Origin of the sequence: Pseudomonas sp. 008 (assembly GCF_016861935.1) — a bacterium.
Classification (GTDB): domain Bacteria; phylum Pseudomonadota; class Gammaproteobacteria; order Pseudomonadales; family Pseudomonadaceae; genus Aquipseudomonas.
Window position 1 is genome coordinate 566,898 of record NZ_BOMA01000002.1, and the last position, 20,478, is coordinate 587,375.

Sequence of the window (20,478 nt, forward strand, 5' to 3'; positions counted from 1 at the left end):
TTCAAACTCTTCTAGAAGCGGTAAGTAAGGTCGACGAGCAGGCGCAGATCGGTTTCCCGGTCACCGTCAAATGGCCGGTTGATCACGCTCAGCAGGCCGCCCACCTCGAACACGTCGTTCCAGCTGTAGCGCTGGCCATAACCCAGCAGGGCGATACCGCCGGTGCCGTGATCGCGCTGGCTGTAGGTGCCCGCACCGGCCTGGAACTGCTGGCTCCAGGAGGTTTCGTAGCGGTGGTAGAGCACGTGATTGACGTTCACCGTCGGCAGCACGCTGAAGTCGGATTTGGGGTTGAAGTACGGCACGTCGTCGGACTTGGAGTTATGGCTGCTGCCGACTTCCAGACCGAGGTCGACTTGCAACCCCGGCGCGCGATAAACGCCCTCGCGACCGGTGAGTACGGCTTCGACACGGTTGTTGCCGTCGCTGAAATGCGAGGGGCTGACCGCCAGTCTCCACTCACGGCTTTCATTGGCGCGCCAGCGGATAAAGCCGCTGCCGCCGTTGGCCGTGATGTCGCTGTTCAACGCTCGCAACGGCGTTTGTGCCGACAGATATTCGAGGCTGCCGCCGTACTGCCAGTGGTCGTCGATGTCTCGGGCAATCGCCAGGCGCGCGCCCTGTTTATCGCCAAAGCCGTAGGAATGGTTGGAGACTTCCGCTTCCAGGGACATGTCGCGAGTCCGACGTTCGAGCCCGACACGCTGGAAGCGATGGTGACCAGTACCTTCCTGGAAATCGCCAGTGGCGTAGCCGGCACCGGCGAACAGGCGCCAGTCTTCATCGATGGGCGGGCTGTACAGCGTGGTTTCGATGCCGAAATCGCGGCTGCCGTTGACCGCCCCGACATCGCCGTTGCCGCCGCCATAACTCTTGCCGCCGTAGGCCTGAACTCGCAGCTCGGCCATGTCATGGACCGCACGCTGACGCTGCAAACGCTGCACCTGACGGTTGTCCGGAAAACGTGCGACCACATCGTCGGTCAGCGCATCCATCTGCCGCCATTCCTGCAGATCCATAGCCGTGTGGCCCTGAGCGATTTCCAGCCCGATATCCCGCGGGGCCATGCTCTCGGTTTCCTTGAGTTGATTCTCGGCGCGTCGTGGCCAGTCCCGGGCCAGGTACAGATCGGCCTGGGCCAGGCGCAGGCCGATGTTGCCCGGAGCCTGATCGACCAACGTCTGTAAACGCTGCTCGCCCGACGGCAAATCGGCGCCGTAGGTGCCGGCCTGGGCGGCAAGTTGCTGCGCGTCCATCCATTCATCGTTGGGATTGCCCACCGGCAGGCCCTTGAGCTCGATCCGTGGTTTCTGGGTCTTGGCCAGGTCTTCGGCGACCTTGCGCGCGTCATCGGCCTTGTCGCTTTCGAGTAGGGCGTAATAGAGCGCGGTGCTGTCTTCCAGGCGATCGCCGACATCGGCATCCGGCGCCACCAGCACCTGGCGATACAAATCGGTGGCGATTTCCGGCTGACGCTGATCCAGATAGGACGACGCCACCCAACGCAGGGCATAGGTCGGAATCTTCACGCCTTCGGCGAGCAGCTTCTGGTATTCGGTGATCACATCGGCGGTGCGTGCACGGGCCTTGAGGGCGCCCATGCGGTCGATTCGCCAGCGGATGACGTCATCGTGGGCCGCAGGGTCCGGCGTCCAGGTCGCCAGCAACTGGTCGTAATCGGCCAGGGCCCGATCGGCGATCACATAACGTTCTTTTTCGCTGCGGGTGGCGAGTTCGGCCAGGCGCACGCGTTCGGCGGCCAGGTCACCTTCGAGACGGCGTTGCGTGACCGGATCAATCAACCCCGGCCGCTGACGCGCCAGGCGCAAGGCCGGCTCCGGCAAACGAGCGCGTTGCAGGGCAATCACGTATTCCCGAGCGACTTCGGGTTTGCTGCCGGCGCGGGTGAAGGCCTGGTCGTACTCAAACAACGCATCGTAAGTGGCACCGGCGCGGGTCAAGGCGTAGGCCAAAGCCAGACGGCGGCCAGGATCATCCGGTTTCGCCGCCACCAGAGCCCTGGCGCGGGCAACCGCCTCGTCAGGTTTACCGGCGTCGGCCTGGGTCATCGCCAGGCCCAGCTGCAGGTCGGCATTTTGCGGTTCAAGGGCCAGGGCCTTGTTGTACACCTGGGTCGCCGAGTCCCAACGCTTGAGGTTGCGATAGGCCCGCGCGGTGGCAGTCAGGGCCTGGGCCGGCAACGCTCGATCACGTCCCTGGGTTTCATAGACCTGTACCACTTCGGCATCCAGACCGGCCCAACTGGCGATCTGCAAGTGATCGCTGATCTGGCCAGTGGAGGCCTGGCTTACCGGCACCTGGCGCAACACCGTCAGCGCAGGCGTGTAGTTGCCGGCCCGCGCATCGCGAACCATTTGATCGTAAGGGGTATCGGCGAGCGCCAGCACCGGCCACAACAATTGGCCGCACAACGCAACGCGAAACAAGGGGCGCAGCCCACGATGAATAAAGGGACCAGCAATACGCGGCATTCGTCAGCATCCTTACATGGCCAGCCGGGTCGCAATGCCCCTTGCCCACTCGTAACGGAAAGCCGGATCGAAAGACCCGGCCAAGCTTTATCGAAGCAGTCTTGCATGCAAGCGTAGTCAATAATTCAAGACACAATATTTCTTCAGATTCGTGGCCGGCCTCCCCTCACCCCGTTTCGGAACCCCAGACAGCAAAACGCCCGGCGTCTGCGTGTTGCAGAGGCCGGGCGTTGCGCTGAAGCCTGCGGTTTTACTGGATGGTGACGTCGCCAGTGCCGCCGAGCTTACTCATCACAAAACCGACAAACTCTTCGAGGGTCATTTTCTGGCCGTTGAAGTCCACCTGATTGTTGGCGTAATGCAACTTGGTGACGACGTTATTACCGTCCAGTTTTGCCAGTTGCGTACCGACCGCCATGCTGCTGAACATGTCGGCGGTTGCGCTCGCCTGATCGGCGATGAGCTTGGCATCGGTCTGACCGTCGATTTGCGACTGCACGGTGAGCAAATCAATGAGCATTGGCTTGGACACCAGTACGTTGAGTTCCAGCAACGCGATCAACTGCTTGACCAATTGGTCCGGCGGCAGGTCCATGGATTGCGGTTTGGTCAGGTCCAGCACCAGGTTGGCGCGGCTTTCGCCGTTGCTGGTGTTGAACGACAGGTTTTCCAGGGCCACCTGGGGACCTGCGGCCAGCAGTTTCTCCAGACCGGTCTTGACCTGTGCCTCTTCGGCCGGGGTCAGGTTCAGCTGCGGCGCCGGCAGGCCGGCGGCAGTGGCTTCGGCGGCGGCCCGCTCGTACGGTTGCAGTTTGGTCTGGTAGATCTGCATCAGCGACATCGTCGACGGGATGTCGAGGTTTTTCAGGCTCATGGCCATCTGCGCAGACCCGATAACCTTGCCGTTCAAGGACACTTCACCGACCTTGTAATCGGCACGCCCCGAAGCGTTGGTGCCTGATTCCCCGGTTTGGTTCTTCATTTCAAAGTTCTTGAAACCGAGTACCGATTGCTTGGGGCCAAAGGTGGTTTTGCTGTTTGTCAGCTCAAGGGTGTTGTCACCGACGTAATAGCCGTAGGTGCTTTTGTTCAGGTTGCTGGCCAGGGTCAAGCCGTTGAGCTCGACCTGCACCGGCGTCTGGTCTTCAGCCACAGTGGTCAGCTTCAGGCTGTCCATGTAACCGTCGGCCTTGACCTTTTGCGCCTGGGCGCTGGCGGCCACGTCGAGTTTCAACCCGGAGAACGTCAGGTTGGACTTGTCATCCAGTGCCGCTTCCAGCGGCAGGAATTCGAGCGAGCCCTTGGTGGAGTTGTCGTAGCCGATGTTGACCACACCCTTGACCGGGGATTTGTCCTTGGCGGCGGCGAACCACTTTTCGGTCAGCGGGGTTTTTTCCAGCTCGTAGTGACTGGTGGCCAGGACTGGCAACCACTTGAACGATACCAGGCGCGAGAACGGCAGCGGGCCGTGTTCGATGCGGTCGACGAACAGCATCTCCATCGGCGCTTCACCAAACATCTCGCCCTCGCCCTTGAGGCGGTAGTGCGCGGTGCTGCTGAACACATGACGCTCCAGCGACACCAGCTCCAGCGACGCCGTGCCGTTGGAGCCTGCCAGCGCGGCTTGCAGTTCTTTGTTGGCGTCGGCGATCGAGCTGTTCAGCACCCCATCGAGTTTGCTGCCGGTGTACCAGGCGCCGCCCGCGCTGATTGCACCGATGGCCACGACAATTCCTAGAAGCACGCCTGCTGATTTATTCATGAAGTACCCGATCAATGTCCATTGTTGAAAGTCTGGTCGTCTTCCCTGAACCCATAACGGGTCGCGGTCACGACTGCGCTGAAAGTGGCGAGGAGATTAGCATTTGCGCCGTGGGACGGCCCAATGATTAAAGGTGAAAGAGTGTCCATGGGCTGCGGCTGCCTGTGGACAACTGGCAGGGGAGAGTTTCGGCGATCGTTCAATCGCCTTCGCGAGCAGCCCTGCCAATACAACCTTACGAATACTGAACCTCGATCTCATCAAGCTGATGATCAAAACTTTTTAGCCGCGCGGTCCACGTATACACCAGCACTTCAAAATCCCGATTGATCACCGCCCCGCCAGTTACCTCCGCGCGTGGGTCACAGAAATCCAGTTGATAGCGTTCGCGGGCCATGGCGTTGGCGACATCGGACAGTTCTCGGGCATTGTTGAGCCAGTGCCAGCCCTCGTCGGCCACTTGCTTGTCCAGCGCCTGGCATTGCTTCTTCAAGGTTTCGAGGCTTTTTTCCAGCGGCGTGCCGGTAAGTTCGCCCATGACTTCCTGAAACGTGCGCCCCGGTTGCCAGTAACTGCCCCAGAAATATCGGTCGAACACCGTTTCTACCCGACGCAAAGCCACCTTGGTGTCCCAGATCAGTACCAGGGTTTTGCCTTGTTCGAGTTGTCGTTTCTTGATGCGCTGGTTCTGGAGCGAAGCCCAGGCGACCACCACGATGGCCATCACGGCGATCAGTGCCGCCGCGCTGTCGAGGAAGATCAGCGCCTTGTCGATCTGGTGGGCCAGCATGACGCCATAGAAATAGGTGGCCGACAGCAAAACCAATGCCGCAATGGCGCACCAGAAGCCGGGAGCGTAAGGGTTTTTCATTATTAGATCCCCATGACCAACGCAAGCCTTGATCGACGGGTTCGCCGCGCGACCCCATCAAATCAAAGCATAGCAACGGCCTCAGGGTTTGCCGGGTTGTGAGCCTTGCGTTCGTCCGCTTTCCCAGCCGCCGCCCAAGGCGAGGAACAAATCGATCTGGCTCATGGCGACCTGGGTGTTGGCCGAGGCCAGTTGCGCCCGTGCATCGGTGTAGGTGCGGGTGGCTTGCAAGTCCGCCAGGAACGACGCGCGACCGGCCTGGAAGAAGCGGTGGGTCTGGTCTGCCGCCAATTGCGCCGACTGTTCGGCGTCCGCCAACGCATCGCGACGCTGAAGTTGCGCGGAATATTGCGCCAGGCCGGTCTGAGTCTCGCGGATGGCGTTGAGTACCACGCCATCGAAATGCGCCAACGCGCCTTGGGTAGCGAACTCGGCCTCACGGATTCGCGCGCGGGAGCCGTTGGACGGTACGGTCCAGGTCAGCAACGGACCGAAGCCCCAGCGATTGGTCGATGGTTTGCCGAGGTTTTCCAGGATGCCGACCGTGCCCACGGTCGCGCCGATGCTGATGTCCGGGTACAACTCACCGGTGGCAATGCCGATGCCGGCAGTGGCCGCCGCCAACTTGCGCTCTGCCTGGCGCACGTCTGGCCGGCGTTTGAGCAGCGCGGCGCCGTCACCCACCGGCAACAATTGGGTAACTTTCGGCAGCTCGGCGCAGTCGCTGGTGCCCGCCGGCAGTTGCTCGACCGGTTTGGCCAGCAGCATCGACAAGCGGAACAACCCGGCCTGACGTGCGGCTTCATAACGCGGTAATTCGGCGCGCAAGGATTTGAATTGGGTTTGCGAGCGGGTGACCTGAGTTTCATCGCCGCGCCCGGCATCGCGCAAGCGCTGGGTCAGGGAGGTGCTCTGGGCTTGCAGGTCGAGGGAATGCTGCGCGATCTCCCGCTCTTCGTTGGCCGCACAAACCTGGGTGTAAGCCCGCACCACATCGGCCACCAGGGTGATGCGCGCGGTGTCCGCTGCCGCCTGGGTCGCATCGGCATTGGCCTTGGCCGCTTCGATGCCACGCTGCAAGGTGCCGAACAAGTCGAACTGATACGAAGTCGTGATGCCGATATCGCCGACGTTGGCCACGGGCACTTTTTCCGGTATCAAGAACGCTTCGCCGGACTCCTGCAAACGCTGGGCGCCGACCTTCACGCCGCCGCTCCAACCGCCCGCCGCCTGCGCTTCGTCGACCTGAGCGCGAGCCCGCGAAAGATTCGCCGCCGCCACCCGCAAATCGGTGTTGGAGGCCATGGCCTGCTGCACCAATTGGTCCAGACGCGGATCCTGATACAACCGCCACCAATCGGCGGGCACCGGTGCCGAGACGACATGTTTGCCGTTCACCGCCAGGTCGCCCTGAAAGTCTTCACGGTGCACGGCCGCCTCATCCGGCAGGTGATAATCCGGCCCCACCACCTGGCAGGCCGACAGCAACAAGCCCAATCCGGCAACCGCCAAACCCGAGGCCCTGCTCATTTCGCCGGCCCCCCGGGTTGATCGTCGATGATCGACACGGTGGCCGTACGCCCCGCAATCATGCGGAAATCTTCCGGCACCTCATCGAAAGCGATTCGCACCGGAATCCGCTGGGCCAACCGCACCCAACTGAACGCCGGATTGACGTTGGGCAACAGGTTGCTGCCGCTGCTGCGGTCACGGTCTTCGATGCCGGCGACGATGCTTTCGACATGCCCGCGCAGGCGCGCACGGTCGCCGATCACCCGAATGTCGACGCTCTGGCCGACATGAATGCCGTCCAGTTTGGTTTCTTCGAAATAGCCGTCGATGTGGAAGGAATTACTGTCGACCACCGACAACACCGGGCGCCCGGCGCTGACGAACTCCTGAGAGCGCGGCGCCCGGTCGTTGACGTAGCCATCCACCGGGCTGCGGATCACCGAGCGGTCGAGGTTGAGCTGGGCGCTGTCCACCGTCACTTGCGCTTCCATCAACGCCACTTCGGCGCGCGCCACCCGGGACTGGCTTTCTTCCAGTTGCTCGGCCGGGACCAGATTGCCCAAGCCACGGTTACGCTTGGCCTCGCGCTGGGCCTGGGCCAAGGTTTCCTGACGGTCGGCGACCGCCGCTTTGGCTTGGCGCAGGGCCAGCTTGAAGCGGTCCTGATCGATGCTGAACAGCACTTGGCCGCGTTTCACCCACTGGTTGTCGCGCACCTCCACTTGCTGGATCAGCCCCGATACATCCGGGGCAATCTGCACGATGTCGGCACGGATGTGCCCGTCCCGGGTCCAGGGCGCGAACATGTAATACATGACCATGCGCCAGACCACGACAATGGCGAAGCTCACGATCAACAATGTCAGGACCACACGGCCGAGGGTCAATAAAGGTTTTTTCATGTCATCAGGTATCGACTGAGTGAGTCCACGGCGCCGAGCAGCACAGCGTAGAGAGCCACGTTGAACAATGCCCGGTGCCAGACCAGACGGTAAAAGTGCAGGCGCGTCAGCACCCCGTGCACCAACAGGAACAACACATAGGTAATGCCCATCAGCACCAGCAGCGTGGGCAGGAACACCCCGCTGATATCCAGATCACCGATCATAAAGGCGCTCCATCGATGCCATGGGGAAGCGGTTCTTCGAGTTCGCCCGTGCCGACAAACTCGACGCCCGGCAACAGCGCCAGACGCAGGCCGCTCAAGGCGTGCAGCAGATGCAGACGGGTTTCGTCATCACCTTGGCCGCCGAGGGCGCGGCGGGTGCGATCGAGGGTCATCAGCAACGGACTCGGCGCCGGCAGGCGTTCGCCAGCCTTGAGGCAGGCCTTGAAGTACTCGCCGACTTCAGCCACCACCTGGCGCAGCAGCGCTTGCGGCGCACCGGGCACTCGCGGCGAATAGGCGAGCAGGTCCAGCAGGTTCAGGGCCACGCGCACTTCGCGCAGGGCGATGCCAGTGTCCTGGCCGGTCATGGCCAGCCGCGGCAAATGCTGCATCAGGCGATCGAGCATCTGCACGCCCATATGCCGGTGTTCGGCCAGCGTGGCCGGCTCGGTCAGGCCGACGATATCGCGCCAGCTGAAACGGGTCAGGCGCTTGGCCGCCAGTTCCGCCCCGAATGGCCGGGCGATCAGGGTCCAGATGAACGCGAACAGTAACCCCATGGGCCCGGCCAGGTTGGAGTTGGTGAAACTGAGAAAATCCGCGTCGTAGGCGCCCTGAATGCTGATGAAGGACGAGGTGTTGACGATGGTCAGCAACATCCCCAGATAAAAACGCGGCTGCACTGTCAGGGTGCCGACGCAAATGAACGGGATGGCGAACGCCAGCACCAGCATCGGGAAGTCATGCAGGTTCGGCAGGATCAGAAACAGATAAAGGCCGGCGAACAGCACCGACATCGCGGTCCAGAAAAAGAACCGGTAGATCTGCGGCGCCGGGTCGTCCATCGACGCAAAGAAACTGCACGCCACCGCCGCCAGGATCACCGCGCTGCCGCCGTCGGTCCAGCCGAGCAGAATCCACAGCACCGAGGCGACGATGATCGCGGTGACCGTAGAAGCCGCTGAATAGAGCATCAAGCCACGGTCGAGAAACGGTGACAGTCGCCCCAGGCGCCAGTGCCGATACACCGCGCGCCAGTTGTCCTGACTCTCGCACTGAATGGCGTGTTGCAGACTGCGACAGTCTTGCCACAGGTCGATCCACTCGCCGAGGCGATACAGCGCATTGGAAAACAGCAACTGCTTGCGATCGTCCAGCGCCTCGGCACTGGGTTGCAGCGCTTCGAGCCGGTTTTTCAGGGCCTGCCAGCGGCCGAGGTCAGCGTCTTTGTGGTCAAGCCATTCGCTGGTGGCGGTCAGCAGTGGCGCGAACTTATCCACAAGCTCCGGCGTGCGCCGCTCGAGGGCATAAAGCGCATCGTCGAGGGCGTCGATCACCGGCAACAGATGAATCATCCGACCGCGCAGCTCCTTGGTGTTGCGCACCGTTTGCGCTCGCGCGCCCTCGTGGGGCAGCTGACCGATCATCAATTCCAGGCTGTTGAAGTTCGCCACCATCGATGAGCGCAAGGCGCTGACTTCCTCCGGCTGCACATTGCGGCTAAGGAAACGCAGGCTGTAGGTTGAAGCATCGGCAAACCATTTGTTCACCGAGTCGTTGAACACCGGCGCCAGCCGCCGTGGCCAGAACATGGCGCCGACGACCGCCGCGCAGGCGATGCCGAGAAAGATCTCTTCGGTCCGCGCCTCGGCCACGTCCCACACCGCCAAAGGGTTAGCCACCACCGGCAAGGCGATCAGCGGCAAGGTGTAACCGGCGAGCATCAAGGCGTAGTTGTTGGCGGTGCGCAGGTGCAAGGACAGGAACAGCAAAATCCCGGTCCACAGCGCGATGACCACCACCAGCACATAAGGGCTCTGAACGAACATCGGCACAAACAACACCGCCGCCGCCGCACCGAGCAAGGTACCCGCCGCGCGATACAACGCCTTGGAGCTGGTAGGGCCGAGGAACGGGCTGGAAACGATGTACACCGTGGCCATCGCCCAATACGGACGAGGCATTTGCATGAGCATGGCGATGTACAGCGCAATCATCGAGGCCGCGAACGTGCGCACACCGTAGAACCAGTCCCGCGCCGGGGGCACGCCGGTGAAAAAACCGCTCAAGGCTGAACCACCGGCAGATGATTGGCCGCTTCAAAGGCTTTGAGTACCCGTAGCGCCGCTTCCAGATCACTCTGGTCGATGCCTTCGAGCACCTCCTGGCGCAAACGCACCAACTCAGCTTCGACCGCCTGCACCAACTCGCGACCAGTCGCGGTCAGGCTCAGGCATTTGGCGCGCCGGTCATGAGCGTCTTCGGTACGGCAGACGTAACCGGCATGACACAGCTGATCCAGCAACCGCACCAGCGACGGACTCTCCATCCCGGCCGCCTGCGCGACCGTCACCTGCCGCACACCCTCGCCCAAGCGCCCGATCATCAATAGCGGGGCGGCGCAGGCTTCGGAGATCCCATAGTTGACCAGCGTGGTCTGGCAGATCTTCCGCCAATGCCTGGCGGCCACCACCATGGAGCTGCTGATGTTCATCTGGAGAGCGGCGAGGTTCTTTGGCACGAGGGAATGCACACACTGTTAGTTTGCTAACTATCAATATGGCATTCGAGGGGAAAGTTGGTCAAGTTTTGAAACAAATTGGCGAGCAACGGCCAGACGCGGAAAAAGCTAACAAACTCAGTTTCTGCCCAGTTTTTTTTACCACTCACCAGTTTTTTTTACATTTCGCCATTTCTCTCCAGATTTTTTTACACCCCCCGCCCCTTCCTCAGCATTACATCCAACTGATCCACCACCTCCGCCCAATCCGCGTCATCCAGAATTTCCTCACGCAGTAACTCTGCCTGGCTCTCGCTCCAGAAGAACGCGTCCGCGAGGTGCAGTTCGGGTTTTAGCGGTGAATGGGTGGCGATGAATTTATCGATGCTTTCGGCGTCGTCAGGCAGGCCGAGTTGTTTGAACAGGGCCGGGAGGCTGTGGGTGGGGGATTCCATGTCGGGCTCCTTTGTGATCGCGTATTGGATGGGTGACTGTGGCGCGGCCATTCGCGGGCAAGCCTCGCTCCTACAGGGACGCGCGGTCGAATGTAGGAGCGAGGCTTGCCCGCGATGACGGCAGTTATGTCGACACTAGGCCGACAGACTCAACTCGCAGACCTCGGCATGCGGCACCATTTTCAGATATTCAGGCACGCTCATGTGTACCAGGTTGTTGTGGTTGCCGGCTTCGAGGTAGATGTCTTGCTGCCGGGTCAGCAATGGGTCGATGACCATGTCCAGGCCATAGGATTCGCCCAATGCAGGCACGGCGCCGCGTTCGCAATCGTCGAACAGGTGCGGCAGGTTGCTTTCCCGGGTGACTTGCCATTCGCTGCTGCCACGGACTTTGCTCAGGTCCAGGTGACGGCTGGCGGGCAGCACGGCCATCAAGTAATGCCCGTGGCGATCGTCGAGGATCACCGATTTGGCCACCCGTTCAGCAGGAATGCCTGCGAGCCGCGCCGTTTCAAGGCTGCTGGCCGAGTGCGGATGGGAAACGATGTCATATTCGCAGTGCGCCTTGTCCAGGCTGGTCTGCACGGTTTTTGCCATACGCATGATGCACCTCGGTGTCCGCGACAACGAATGGCGGACGATGGTTAGAATTTTTTCTCTCCATTAAAAGTCTAGGCCCGCGGGTGGAATTCGGCGGGAAATCCGCCCGTCGGATGCGGTCAACAACTGGTCAAAATTCATACAGCCACAGGCTCAACTAGACTTGTACACAGAGCCACGAACGGCTCGCGGACGGATGACTCTCCCGGAGGGTCAAGTGAACATTCGTTGCTGTGTAATTGCGCTGCTGCTGGCCCTGAGCGGACCGGTTTTCGCAGCGGACACCGTTGTAGTGCTGGTTCCTGACCCGATCGGGATCTGGCTGATCACCTTCGGCATTGTGTTTATGATCGCCGAGGCGGCCTTGCCCAATTTTGGCGTGGTCGGATTGGGCGGCATTGTGATGTTTGTGATCGGCGCGGTGATTCTGACCAATGCCGAAGTGCCTGTTCCCTTGATCATCGGCCTGGGGCTGATCAGTGGGCTTCTGTTGATTTTCCTGCTGATCCGCGCCTTGAAAACCCGACCGCGCCGCAACTTCAGTGGCGACGCCGAATTGCTGGGCAGCGTGACGCCGATAACGTCGTTGCAGGCTGGCAATGCTTATGTCGGCTGGGTGCACCTGCAAGGCGAACAATGGCAAGTCATGAGTGCCACACCGCTGAAACCGGGACAACAGGTCCGGGTGGTGGCACGCAAGGGTCTACTGCTGCAAGTGGCCGCGACTGACGCGGCACCGGGTGGAGAATAGTCATGGGTCTGCAATTGGGTTTTGCCGCGCTGCTGTTATTGCTGATTGCACTGGCGGGGTCGACTTTCCGCATTCTGCGCGAATACGAACGCGGCGTGGTGTTCCAGCTCGGACGCTTCTGGCAGGTCAAGGGCCCGGGTCTGATCCTGCTGATTCCGGCGGTTCAACAAATGGTTCGTGTCGATCTGCGAACCGTGGTGCTCGACATACCGCCACAAGACGTGATCACCCGTGACAACGTCTCGGTCAAGGTCAATGCAGTGCTGTATTTCCGCGTGCTCGACCCGCAACGGGCGATCATTCAGGTCGAGGACTTTCTCATGGCCACCAGCCAACTGGCCCAGACCACGTTGCGGGCGGTGCTCGGTAAACATGAACTCGATGAATTGCTGGCCGAACGGGAACGGCTGAACGTCGACGTCCAGCAAGTGCTCGATGCCCAGACCGATGCCTGGGGCATCAAGGTGGCCACCGTCGAGATCAAGCACGTGGACCTCAACGAATCGATGATTCGCGCCATCGCCAAACAGGCCGAAGCCGAACGGGAACGCCGGGCCAAGGTGATCCACGCCGAAGGCGAATTGCAGGCCTCGGAAAAACTCATGCAGGCTGCCGAAATGCTCGGGCGTCAGCCGGGGGCCATGCAGTTGCGCTACATGCAGACGCTGAGTTCGATTGCCGGTGACAAGAGTTCGACCATCGTCTTCCCGCTGCCGATCGAATTGCTCAAGGGGATGGCGGATTTGTCGTCAAAACCCTGAGGAAATAATCTGTGGGCTGCGAGCTTTTTCCAACGCCTCATACGGTTCCCGCACCCAACGTTCCACCCGTTCACGAAGCAATGTTGAGGCTTCGCGATGCTTGTCATCGCTGTCGCCGACAAACACCTGCGACGGCTGCTTGGCATGTTGCCCCACCGCTGCAAACACTTGCCGGCGCTGCTCGATGTCCAACGCAAAGAACGCCGCCAACCGCCCCGCCATCGCCTGCGGCAGTTCGCTGTAATTCACCGCCCAGCCGCCAAATGCCTGGCATTGCGCCAACCCCGTTGCCAGCAACCGCCCCAACCGCCGAGCGATGTAATCCTCACGGCCGCTGAACGGGAATTCGTCATCCAGCACACTGGCGCCAATCATCCCCGGCACCATGTGCACGCCCGGGCGACGCAGATGCGAGACAGCAATTTCCAGCGGGTCGCGATAAAGAAACAGCCACGGTGTTTCAGGGAAGCATTCACGCAGCAACGGCAGTTCACCGATGTTCCAGGCGTCGAGCTTGATCACCAGCCGTTGCTCCACGCCGCGCCGACATTGTCCGTAGGCCGACAGTAACCCTTTGATCGCCGCACGGCGCTCGACAGCAGGCAAATCGCTGCGTAGCAACGCGTCCAGTGGCGGAGGTTCGCTGATGACAATGTGGTTGTCGAGTTGCGCCAGCATCTGGCTGACCAGGGTCGAGCCACAGCGGGAGGCGTGAAAGATAAAGGCGCTCGGCGTCAGGCCGGGACTGCAAGCCTGCCAGTCAGCGAGGGTCGACAATGCCGTTTTTCGGCGAAATGCCTGATTGAACTGCAGTCGCAGCGCATCCTCCACGGCGTCACGAAAAAACGGCTGATGCAGCCGCGTGTCACCGAACCAGCACCAATCGACTTGCCATTGCCCAGCCTCTTGCCACACGCGAATCGGCAACCAGCCATCGAGGTTCAGGCGCTCCATTGTTCAGTCCACTGGCGGCGACCATCGCGCATCGCCGCACGTAATTCTTCGCGGGTGAACACAAGGCCATGCTCGGCGGCCAGCTCCAGAGTGCGGGCGACAAAGGCTTCATTGTCCCGCAATCCCTGCAAGGTCTTGCACAGCTGCGGATCGCTGGCCAGCAGTGCCTTGAATTGCTCTAAAGCTTGATCACCGACTAGCGGCGACGGCGTGGTTGCCCCCCCATCGATAATCGCCTGCTCCAGCCAGGCACCGGGCCGGCAATCGAGCACCAGATGAATCCGCGTCTGGGTATCGCGATTGTCCACGCGATGAGGTCGCGCCAGGTCGAGGTACCAGCACTCGCCAGCGGCCATCGGCATGCGTTGGCCGTCCAGCATGAAGTCCACTTGAGGGGGGCTGAGCAGCGGGATGTGCAGACGCAAGTCCGCATCCGGCTCGCCCAGGTCATAGTCACGATGCTCATGGATACGCCCGCCCGGGCCAAGTCGCAACAGGCGCGCACAGACAATCTCCAGCGGCAGATCCCGCAGCCCTTGCTGCCATCGACCATCCCGTCGCCAGGGTTCGCGCAATCGAGGCTCACCGATTCCGGGTGCCAGCTCGGTCAAGGCATCGGCCGCGGAAATCAGCGCCACACCGCTCCAGTCGCCGGTGTAGTAAGCGCTGTTGAAATGACCGTGCCAGTCGTCCTCACCGATCGCCGCCAGCGCCTGCAACAGCAACGGCAAATCCACCGTCACCGGCAATCGGGAGAATGCCGGTCGGCTCATCGTTTTGGCAGCACCGCACATTCGCCGAGCCAGGTCAGCAAACGGTCAAGACAGGCCTCGACCGATTGCGCGCCCGTATCGAGCACCAGCGACGCACACGGCGGTGGTTCGTAAGGCGCGGAGACACCAGTGAACCCAGCCAACTCACCCCGTCGAGCCCTGGCGTAATGACCTTTGGGATCACGCTGCTCACACACCGCCAAAGAGGCGCTACACCAGACTTCGCGGTAATCCTCGCCCAGCCGTCGGGCAAACAGTTCACGCAACTCCACCAAGGGCGCGATCATCGCGAGAATGACAATCTGCCCATTCTCGACCAACAGCGCCGCCAGTTCGCTGGCGCGGCGGATGTTTTCCAGGCGATCACTGTCGGTGAACCCCAGATCGCGATTGAGCCCGACCCGCAGTCCATCGCCATCGAGCACCACACTCTGTATGCCATGTTCGAACAGCTCGGCGTGCAGTGCCTGGGCCAATGTCGACTTGCCCGCCGCCGGTAAACCGGTCAGCAGAATCGCCGTGCCGCGATGGCCGTTGCGGGCCTCCCGTTGGGCACGGCTGATGCTCGCCGTCGGCGCCAGCAGGTTAGTGGACCGGGGCATGGGCCACCGGCGGTACTGAGATGTTGCCCGCCGCCCACGCCTCTTCGCGATTGGCCAGTGCGGTAGCGATGGACTGGACTTCGGTAGATTGCACTTCGTCCGGCAGCGGATCGAGACCGGCGCTGGCGAAGATTTGCCCGTAAGCGTTGCGCAGGTCAGCGTAGGACAGGTCGCGACGCAGATCGGCCTGCAACGTGTTCAGTTCGCCCTGGATCAGATCCAGTTCGCCCAGCCCGGCCGCCTGATAGCGGTTGCGCAGCTGGCCGATGATTTGCCCGTCGATGTTCGACAACTGCTGATTGGTCTGGAACTGCCGCAGTGCTTCGCGGTAGTTGGCGTTGGCCACGTAGAGCTGGGCCAACACTGCGATGGACATCGCCTGACGACGTGCCGTGGCGACTTCTTCGCCGGCCTTGGCGACGTCGATCGCGGCGGGTGCGGAAATCACATTGAACAGGTTCCAGGTGACTTTCACCCCGTAATCCGCCCAGCTCTGTTCCACCAAAAACGAGTTGCTGTCGTAATGCCCGCCAGCGGAGAACTCCAGCCCTGGTAACAGGCGCAGCATGGCTTTGCGGGTTTCGGCGGCGCTGATGCGGGTCTGGTAATCCTGCTCGCGCAACTCTGGCCGACTGGTCAGGGCTTCCTGCTCCAGGCTGGCGAGGTCGACCTTGAGTTCCGGAATGACGTAATCGTCCTGAGTCGCCAGCGTCAGCTCGGTATTCAGTGGCAGGTTGATCAGGGTCGCCAACTCGGTTTTTGCCAGCGACAGCGCGCGGCGTTGCTCTTCCAGTTGCCGGGTGGCTTCGATCAGCGAGCGCTGATAAGCCAACGACTGGATCGGATCGCCGATACGCTGTTGGCTCATGCTCTGACTATTCTCACGGGCGGTATCGACCCGGGCCATGAGGCTGTCGATTTGCTTGAGCAAACGTTCGGCGGCCACGGCTCGCCAATAGGCCGAGCGCACGTCCTGGACGATGGTGTTGATCACCTTGCGCCGACGTTCCTGCACGATCAGCCGCTGATCGCCCTGCTGTTTGGCGCTGATGTAGCTGACACCGAAGTCGAGCACGTTCCAGACCATGGTCAGGTCCGCCACGTCACGGTCGCGGTCCTGGGAGGTCGATGGTTCCAGAGACTGGGTGCCGGTGCGCACGCTCTGGCTGCTGGAGGCGTTGACGTTGTTGCGCCCCACGTAACCGGCATCCAGCGCCATGCGCGGCAGCATGTCGAAACTGGCGAGGTCGAGTTGGCGCTTGGCCAGGGCTTCTTCCATGATCTTGAGCCGGCCTTCGAGGTTGTATTTCACCGCGCGGGCCATGGCCTGGTGCAGGGTCAGCGGGCCGCTGAGGGGCTCCTGACCCTTGTACATGTTTTGCAGATCGCTTTTGGCGCGCTGTTGGCTGACGCTGCGTTCGATCGGTTGACTGGTGACTGCACATCCGCTGATCGCCAGCGCCAGCAGGCTGGCGCCGAACAACTTATGACTTCTTTTCATCCTTGTATTGCCCCCGGTGCCGCACTGCTTTAATGATTTTTTCAGGCCTGCATTTCACTGATACCGACCTGTTGCAAAGCCGCGGCCAAGCTGTCGACCTGCCGTTGCTCGGTGTCTTTGAGCTGTTGTAATTGCTGGCCAAGACTCGGTGCGCCAAACACGCCGCGCAGCCCTTGGGAAGCATCCCCCGCTTTGATTGACTGATTACCAAAGGTGTTCAGCGAATCCCCCTCGCTACTGGTGGCCTGATTGAACAGGCTCGACAGCGTGCTGCTGCCGAAGACCCCGCCATCGCCCCCGCCAAAGCCGAGGAAGCCGTGGCCTGAGCCATCGCCACCGTTGTCGCTGCTGGTGAATACCTGGGCAATAAAACTCGGCGTCAGCGCCCCGTGGTTTATGAAAATGTCACCCAGAGGCCGAATGCCATTGCCCATCACCCGTTGTTCAAACAACGGGGCAAAGGTCAGTGGCGAGCCGAGATCGCCAGTGGGTGGGGTGAAGATGATCGGTTGCAATGGCACGTTCGGTGGATCGGCCACGACCACCGGTGTCAACACCAAGGGCGGCGGCGTCGGTACGGTGTCGATCGTGTAGTTGTTGGACACCGCGACGCTGGCGCCCAGGTTGCCCGCCAGGTCCGTCACATTGCTGGTGTCCAGCGCAATGAAGTTGCTCGGGTCGGTAATGTTCGCGGTGGGCGTGAAAGTGCCGGTCCAGGTCTTGCCGCCGTCGCTGCTGGCCAGATTGGTCAGTTCACCGTTGGTCACGCTCAGGTCCGACAAGTCGAAGTTGCTGACCGCTTCGCTGAACGTGAAGGTCACCAGTGTCGTCTGGCCAATTCCCAACACCGGATTGGCAACCACGATGGTGGCGGTCGGGCGGGTCGCATCGAGCGCATAGTTGTTGGAGATAGCGATGCTGGCGCCGGCATTGCCCGCGGCGTCGAGCACATTGCCGGTGTCGAGCAGGATCAGGTTGGTCGTGTCGTTGATACTCGCGGTCGGCGTGAATGTCGCGGTCCAGGTCACACCACCGTCGCTGCTGGCCAGGTTGGACAACACGCCGTTGGCCACGCTGAGGTCGGACAGGTCGAAACCGGATACCGCTTCACTGAAGGTAACGGTCACCGTGGTCGTCTCGCCGATACCCAGTTTATTGTCCGCGACCACAATGGTCGCGGTCGGGCGCACGGTGTCGATGGCGTAGTTGTTGGAGTCGGTCACGCCGACGCCGCTGTTGCCCGACACGTTGGTCACACCGCTGTTGTCCAGGCGGATCAGGTTAGTGGTGTCCGTGACGCTGGCGGCAGGCGTGAAAGTCGCCGTCCAGGTCACGCCGCCATCGCTGGACGAAACGCTGCTGAGGGTGCCGTTGGCAACGGTCAGGTCAGCGTTGGTGAAACCGCTCACCGCTTCGCTGAAGGTAATGGTCACCAGCGATGTTTCGCCGGCCTTGAGGGCACTGTCGGCAACTACGATGGTGGCGGTCGGCACCTGGGTTTCCACTACATAATTGGCCGAGTTGGTGGTGCCTGCCCCAGTGTTGCCAGCCACGTCCGACACGCCGCTGTTGTTCAGGGTAATGAGGTTGCTGGCGTCGGTAACCCCGGCAGTCGGGGTGAAGGTCGCGGTCCAGGTGATGCCGCCGTCGCTGCTGCTGACCGCGCTCAAGGTACCGTTGGCGACGCTCAAGTCACTGTTGTCGAAACCCGTCACCGCTTCGCTGAAGGTGATGGTCACCAGGGCGGTTTCCCCCGGTTTCAGGGTCGAATCGCTCAACACGATGGTCGCCGTCGGACGCTGGCTGTCGATGGCGTAGTTGTTGGAATCAGTGGTGCCGCTGCCGGCGTTGCCCGCCAGGTCGCTGATCCCGGTGTTGTCCAGGGTGATCAGGTTGGTGGTGTCGGTGATGCCCGCCGAAGGCGTGAAGGTCGCCGTCCAGGTGATGCCGCCATCGCTGCTGCTCACCGCACTCAGCGTACCGTTGGCGATGGTCAGGTCGGCGTTGGTGAACCCGCTCACCGCTTCGCTGAAGGTGATGGTCACCAGCGAGGTTTCGCCGATTTGCAGCGCTGTGTCCGCAACCACGATGGTGGCCGTCGGGCGCACGGTGTCGATGGCATAGTTGTTGGAATCGGTGGTGCCGCTGCCCACGTTACCGGAGGCGGCCGCCTGCACGCCGGTGTTGTCCAGGGTGATCAGGTTAGTCGCGTCGGTGATGCTGGTGGTCGGGGTGAACGTTGCCGTCCAGGTGATGCCGCCATCGCTGCTGCTCACCGCCGTGAGCGTACCGTTGGCGATGGTCAGGTCGGCATTGCTGAAACCACTCACCGCTTCGCTGAAGGTAATGGTCACCAGCGACGTTTCACCGATTTTCAGCGCGTTGTCGGCGACCACGATGGTGGCCGTCGGCAGCACCGTATCGATGGTGTAGTTGCCTGAGTTGGTGGTGCCGCTGCCGGTGTTGCCGGCCACATCGGTCACACCGGTATTGTTCAGGGTGATGACGTTGCTCGTGTCATTCACGCCGGCGGTTGGGGTGAAGGTCGCGGTCCAGGTGATGCCACCATCGCTGCTGCTCACCGCCGTGAGCGTACCGTTGGCGATGCTCAAGTCACTGTTGTCGAAACCCGTCACCGCCTCGGAGAAGGTGATCGTCACCAACGACGTTTCTCCGGCACTCAGGGTGGCGTCCGCCAGGACGATGGTGGCCGTCGGGCGTTGGCTGTCGACGGCGTAGTTGTTGGAGTCGGTGGTGCCGCTGCCGGTGTTGCCGGCCCCATCGGTCACCCCGGTGTTGTCCAGGGTAATCAGATTGGTCGCATCGGTGATGCTCGCCGCCGGTGTCAGGGTGGCGGTGTAGGTGATGTTATCGCTGGTGCTCAGACTGCTCAGGGTACCGTTGCTCACCGTCAGGTCGGCGAGGCTGAAGCCGGTCACCGCCTCGGAGAAGGTGATGGTCACTACCGAAGTCTGACCCACCGCCAGCGCCGAGTCCGCGACCACGATGGTGGCCGTCGGACGCACGGTATCGATGGCGTAGTTGTTGGAATTGGTGGTGCCGCTACCGGCGTTGCCCGAGGCGTTGGTCACACCGCTGTTATCCAGGGTGATGACGTTGCTGGTGTCGGTGATGGCGCTGGTCGGGGTGAACGTGGCCGTCCAGGTGATGCCGCCGTCGCTGCTGCTCACCGCGCTCAGTGTACCGTTGGCGATGGTCAGGTCGGCGTTGGTGAAACCGCTCACCGCTTCGCTGAAGGTGATCGTCACCAGTGAGGTTTCACCGATTTTCAGCGCATTGTCGGCCACCACGATGGTCGCCGTCGGCAGCACCGTATCGATGGTGTAGTTGCCGGAGTTGGTGGTGCCGCTGCCGGTGTTGCCCGCCAGATCGCTGACCCCGGTATTGTTCAGGGTGATGACGTTGCTCGAATCATTCACGCCGACGGTCGGGGTGAAGGTCGCGGTCCAGGTGATACCGCCGTCGCTGCTGCTCACCGCCGTGAGCGTACCGTTGGCGATGCTCAGGTCCGCGTTGGTGAAGCCGCTGACCGCTTCGCTGAAGGTAATGGTCACCAGCGAGGTTTCACCGGCACTCAGGGTAGTGTCGGCCAGCACTATCGTGGCGGTCGGGCGCACCGTGTCGATGGCGTAGTTATTGGAATCGGTGGTGCCACTGCCGACGTTGCCCGCCAAATCGCTGATCCCGGTGTTGTCCAGGGTGATCAGGTTGGTGGTGTCGTTGATGCTGGCGCTCGGGGTGAAGGTCGCGGTCCAGGTGATGCCGCCGTCGCTGCTGCTCACCGCCGTGAGCGTACCGTTGGCGATGGTCAGGTC

The 20,478-nt window shown here is 61.7% G+C and carries 17 protein-coding genes; 2 read left to right on the top strand and 15 right to left on the bottom strand.

Annotated features, from left to right (window positions below; translation table 11 throughout):
• Nucleotides 1–11: 11 nt before the first annotated feature.
• The 10 genes from pgaA to JUI81_RS07230 all read right to left on the bottom strand — a co-directional run bounded on the left by pgaA (nucleotide 12) and on the right by JUI81_RS07230 (nucleotide 11,303).
• Nucleotides 12–2,492: a poly-beta-1,6 N-acetyl-D-glucosamine export porin PgaA gene (gene pgaA, locus JUI81_RS07185; protein ID WP_204123996.1), complete on the bottom strand. Its 2,481-nt coding sequence runs from the start codon at nucleotides 2,490–2,492 to the stop codon at nucleotides 12–14.
• 250 nt (nucleotides 2,493–2,742) lie between these two features.
• Nucleotides 2,743–4,254, bottom strand: coding sequence for a YdgA family protein (locus tag JUI81_RS07190; RefSeq protein ID WP_026331889.1), 1,512 nt, complete (start codon nucleotides 4,252–4,254; stop codon nucleotides 2,743–2,745).
• A gap of 235 nt (nucleotides 4,255–4,489) precedes the next feature.
• Nucleotides 4,490–5,125: a hypothetical protein gene (locus JUI81_RS07195; RefSeq protein ID WP_019651562.1), complete on the bottom strand. Its 636-nt coding sequence runs from the start codon at nucleotides 5,123–5,125 to the stop codon at nucleotides 4,490–4,492.
• 81 nt (nucleotides 5,126–5,206) lie between these two features.
• On the bottom strand, nucleotides 5,207–6,655 hold the full coding sequence (locus tag JUI81_RS07200) for an efflux transporter outer membrane subunit (protein WP_138866603.1): 1,449 nt from the start codon (nucleotides 6,653–6,655) through the stop codon (nucleotides 5,207–5,209).
• The gene (locus JUI81_RS07205) at nucleotides 6,652–7,539 is read right to left on the bottom strand and encodes an HlyD family secretion protein (protein ID WP_204123997.1); all 888 of its coding nucleotides are present in this window, start codon (nucleotides 7,537–7,539) and stop codon (nucleotides 6,652–6,654) included. The genes JUI81_RS07200 and JUI81_RS07205 overlap by 4 nt, the downstream gene beginning before the upstream one ends.
• Entirely contained in the window at nucleotides 7,536–7,745 is a 210-nt protein-coding gene (locus JUI81_RS07210) for a DUF1656 domain-containing protein (RefSeq protein WP_018929385.1), read from the bottom strand. Before JUI81_RS07210 ends, JUI81_RS07205 begins: the two co-directional genes overlap by 4 nt.
• On the bottom strand, nucleotides 7,742–9,814 hold the full coding sequence (locus JUI81_RS07215) for an FUSC family protein (protein WP_204123998.1): 2,073 nt from the start codon (nucleotides 9,812–9,814) through the stop codon (nucleotides 7,742–7,744). Before JUI81_RS07215 ends, JUI81_RS07210 begins: the two co-directional genes overlap by 4 nt.
• Nucleotides 9,811–10,239: a MarR family winged helix-turn-helix transcriptional regulator gene (locus JUI81_RS07220; RefSeq protein ID WP_019581677.1), complete on the bottom strand. Its 429-nt coding sequence runs from the start codon at nucleotides 10,237–10,239 to the stop codon at nucleotides 9,811–9,813. The genes JUI81_RS07215 and JUI81_RS07220 overlap by 4 nt, the downstream gene beginning before the upstream one ends.
• Before the next feature lie 215 nt (nucleotides 10,240–10,454).
• Nucleotides 10,455–10,700, bottom strand: a complete 246-nt coding sequence (locus JUI81_RS07225) for a DUF2789 domain-containing protein (RefSeq protein WP_007940999.1) — start codon at nucleotides 10,698–10,700, stop codon at nucleotides 10,455–10,457.
• A 135-nt stretch (nucleotides 10,701–10,835) separates the two neighbouring features.
• Nucleotides 10,836–11,303, bottom strand: coding sequence for an aminoacyl-tRNA deacylase (locus JUI81_RS07230; RefSeq protein ID WP_018929388.1), 468 nt, complete (start codon nucleotides 11,301–11,303; stop codon nucleotides 10,836–10,838).
• A gap of 214 nt (nucleotides 11,304–11,517) precedes the next feature.
• Between JUI81_RS07230 and JUI81_RS07235 the strand changes: the two genes are divergently transcribed.
• Both JUI81_RS07235 and JUI81_RS07240 read left to right on the top strand, forming a co-directional pair.
• Nucleotides 11,518–12,051 carry an NfeD family protein gene (locus JUI81_RS07235; protein ID WP_019581675.1) on the top strand — a complete coding sequence of 178 codons (534 nt, stop codon included), beginning with the start codon at nucleotides 11,518–11,520 and terminating at the stop codon, nucleotides 12,049–12,051.
• 2 nt (nucleotides 12,052–12,053) lie between these two features.
• Nucleotides 12,054–12,812 (top strand): slipin family protein, encoded by a 759-nt coding sequence (locus JUI81_RS07240; protein ID WP_204123999.1) that lies wholly within the window; start codon nucleotides 12,054–12,056, stop codon nucleotides 12,810–12,812.
• Here JUI81_RS07240 and JUI81_RS07245 read toward each other — a convergent pair.
• The 5 genes from JUI81_RS07245 to JUI81_RS07265 form a co-directional block, all read right to left on the bottom strand.
• Nucleotides 12,801–13,766 (bottom strand): sulfotransferase family protein, encoded by a 966-nt coding sequence (locus JUI81_RS07245; protein WP_204124000.1) that lies wholly within the window; start codon nucleotides 13,764–13,766, stop codon nucleotides 12,801–12,803. The genes JUI81_RS07240 and JUI81_RS07245 overlap by 12 nt on opposite strands.
• Nucleotides 13,754–14,539 (bottom strand): aspartyl/asparaginyl beta-hydroxylase domain-containing protein, encoded by a 786-nt coding sequence (locus JUI81_RS07250; RefSeq protein ID WP_204124001.1) that lies wholly within the window; start codon nucleotides 14,537–14,539, stop codon nucleotides 13,754–13,756. The genes JUI81_RS07245 and JUI81_RS07250 overlap by 13 nt, the downstream gene beginning before the upstream one ends.
• The gene (cysC, locus tag JUI81_RS07255) at nucleotides 14,536–15,141 is read right to left on the bottom strand and encodes an adenylyl-sulfate kinase (protein WP_028939528.1); all 606 of its coding nucleotides are present in this window, start codon (nucleotides 15,139–15,141) and stop codon (nucleotides 14,536–14,538) included. Before cysC ends, JUI81_RS07250 begins: the two co-directional genes overlap by 4 nt.
• On the bottom strand, nucleotides 15,125–16,642 hold the full coding sequence (locus JUI81_RS07260) for a TolC family protein (protein ID WP_028939527.1): 1,518 nt from the start codon (nucleotides 16,640–16,642) through the stop codon (nucleotides 15,125–15,127). The genes cysC and JUI81_RS07260 overlap by 17 nt, the downstream gene beginning before the upstream one ends.
• A gap of 41 nt (nucleotides 16,643–16,683) precedes the next feature.
• A partial coding sequence (locus JUI81_RS07265) for an S-layer family protein (RefSeq protein WP_239077666.1) occupies nucleotides 16,684–20,478 on the bottom strand: 3,795 nt, incomplete at its 5' end.

Bases quoted from the DNA above. Each gene is read 5' to 3' on its own strand.
- pgaA (WP_204123996.1), bottom strand. From the start codon at position 2,492: ATGCCGCGTATTGCTGGTCCCTTTATTCATCGTGGGCTGCGCCCCTTG.
- JUI81_RS07190 (WP_026331889.1), bottom strand. From the start codon at position 4,254: ATGAATAAATCAGCAGGCGTGCTTCTAGGAATTGTCGTGGCCATCGGT.
- JUI81_RS07195 (WP_019651562.1), bottom strand. From the start codon at position 5,125: ATGAAAAACCCTTACGCTCCCGGCTTCTGGTGCGCCATTGCGGCATTG.
- JUI81_RS07200 (WP_138866603.1), bottom strand. From the start codon at position 6,655: ATGAGCAGGGCCTCGGGTTTGGCGGTTGCCGGATTGGGCTTGTTGCTG.
- JUI81_RS07205 (WP_204123997.1), bottom strand. From the start codon at position 7,539: ATGAAAAAACCTTTATTGACCCTCGGCCGTGTGGTCCTGACATTGTTG.
- JUI81_RS07210 (WP_018929385.1), bottom strand. From the start codon at position 7,745: ATGATCGGTGATCTGGATATCAGCGGGGTGTTCCTGCCCACGCTGCTG.
- JUI81_RS07220 (WP_019581677.1), bottom strand. From the start codon at position 10,239: ATGAACATCAGCAGCTCCATGGTGGTGGCCGCCAGGCATTGGCGGAAG.
- JUI81_RS07225 (WP_007940999.1), bottom strand. From the start codon at position 10,700: ATGGAATCCCCCACCCACAGCCTCCCGGCCCTGTTCAAACAACTCGGC.
- JUI81_RS07230 (WP_018929388.1), bottom strand. From the start codon at position 11,303: ATGCGTATGGCAAAAACCGTGCAGACCAGCCTGGACAAGGCGCACTGC.
- JUI81_RS07240 (WP_204123999.1), top strand. From the start codon at position 12,054: ATGGGTCTGCAATTGGGTTTTGCCGCGCTGCTGTTATTGCTGATTGCA.
- JUI81_RS07245 (WP_204124000.1), bottom strand. From the start codon at position 13,766: ATGGAGCGCCTGAACCTCGATGGCTGGTTGCCGATTCGCGTGTGGCAA.
- JUI81_RS07250 (WP_204124001.1), bottom strand. From the start codon at position 14,539: ATGAGCCGACCGGCATTCTCCCGATTGCCGGTGACGGTGGATTTGCCG.
- cysC (WP_028939528.1), bottom strand. From the start codon at position 15,141: ATGCCCCGGTCCACTAACCTGCTGGCGCCGACGGCGAGCATCAGCCGT.
- JUI81_RS07260 (WP_028939527.1), bottom strand. From the start codon at position 16,642: ATGAAAAGAAGTCATAAGTTGTTCGGCGCCAGCCTGCTGGCGCTGGCG.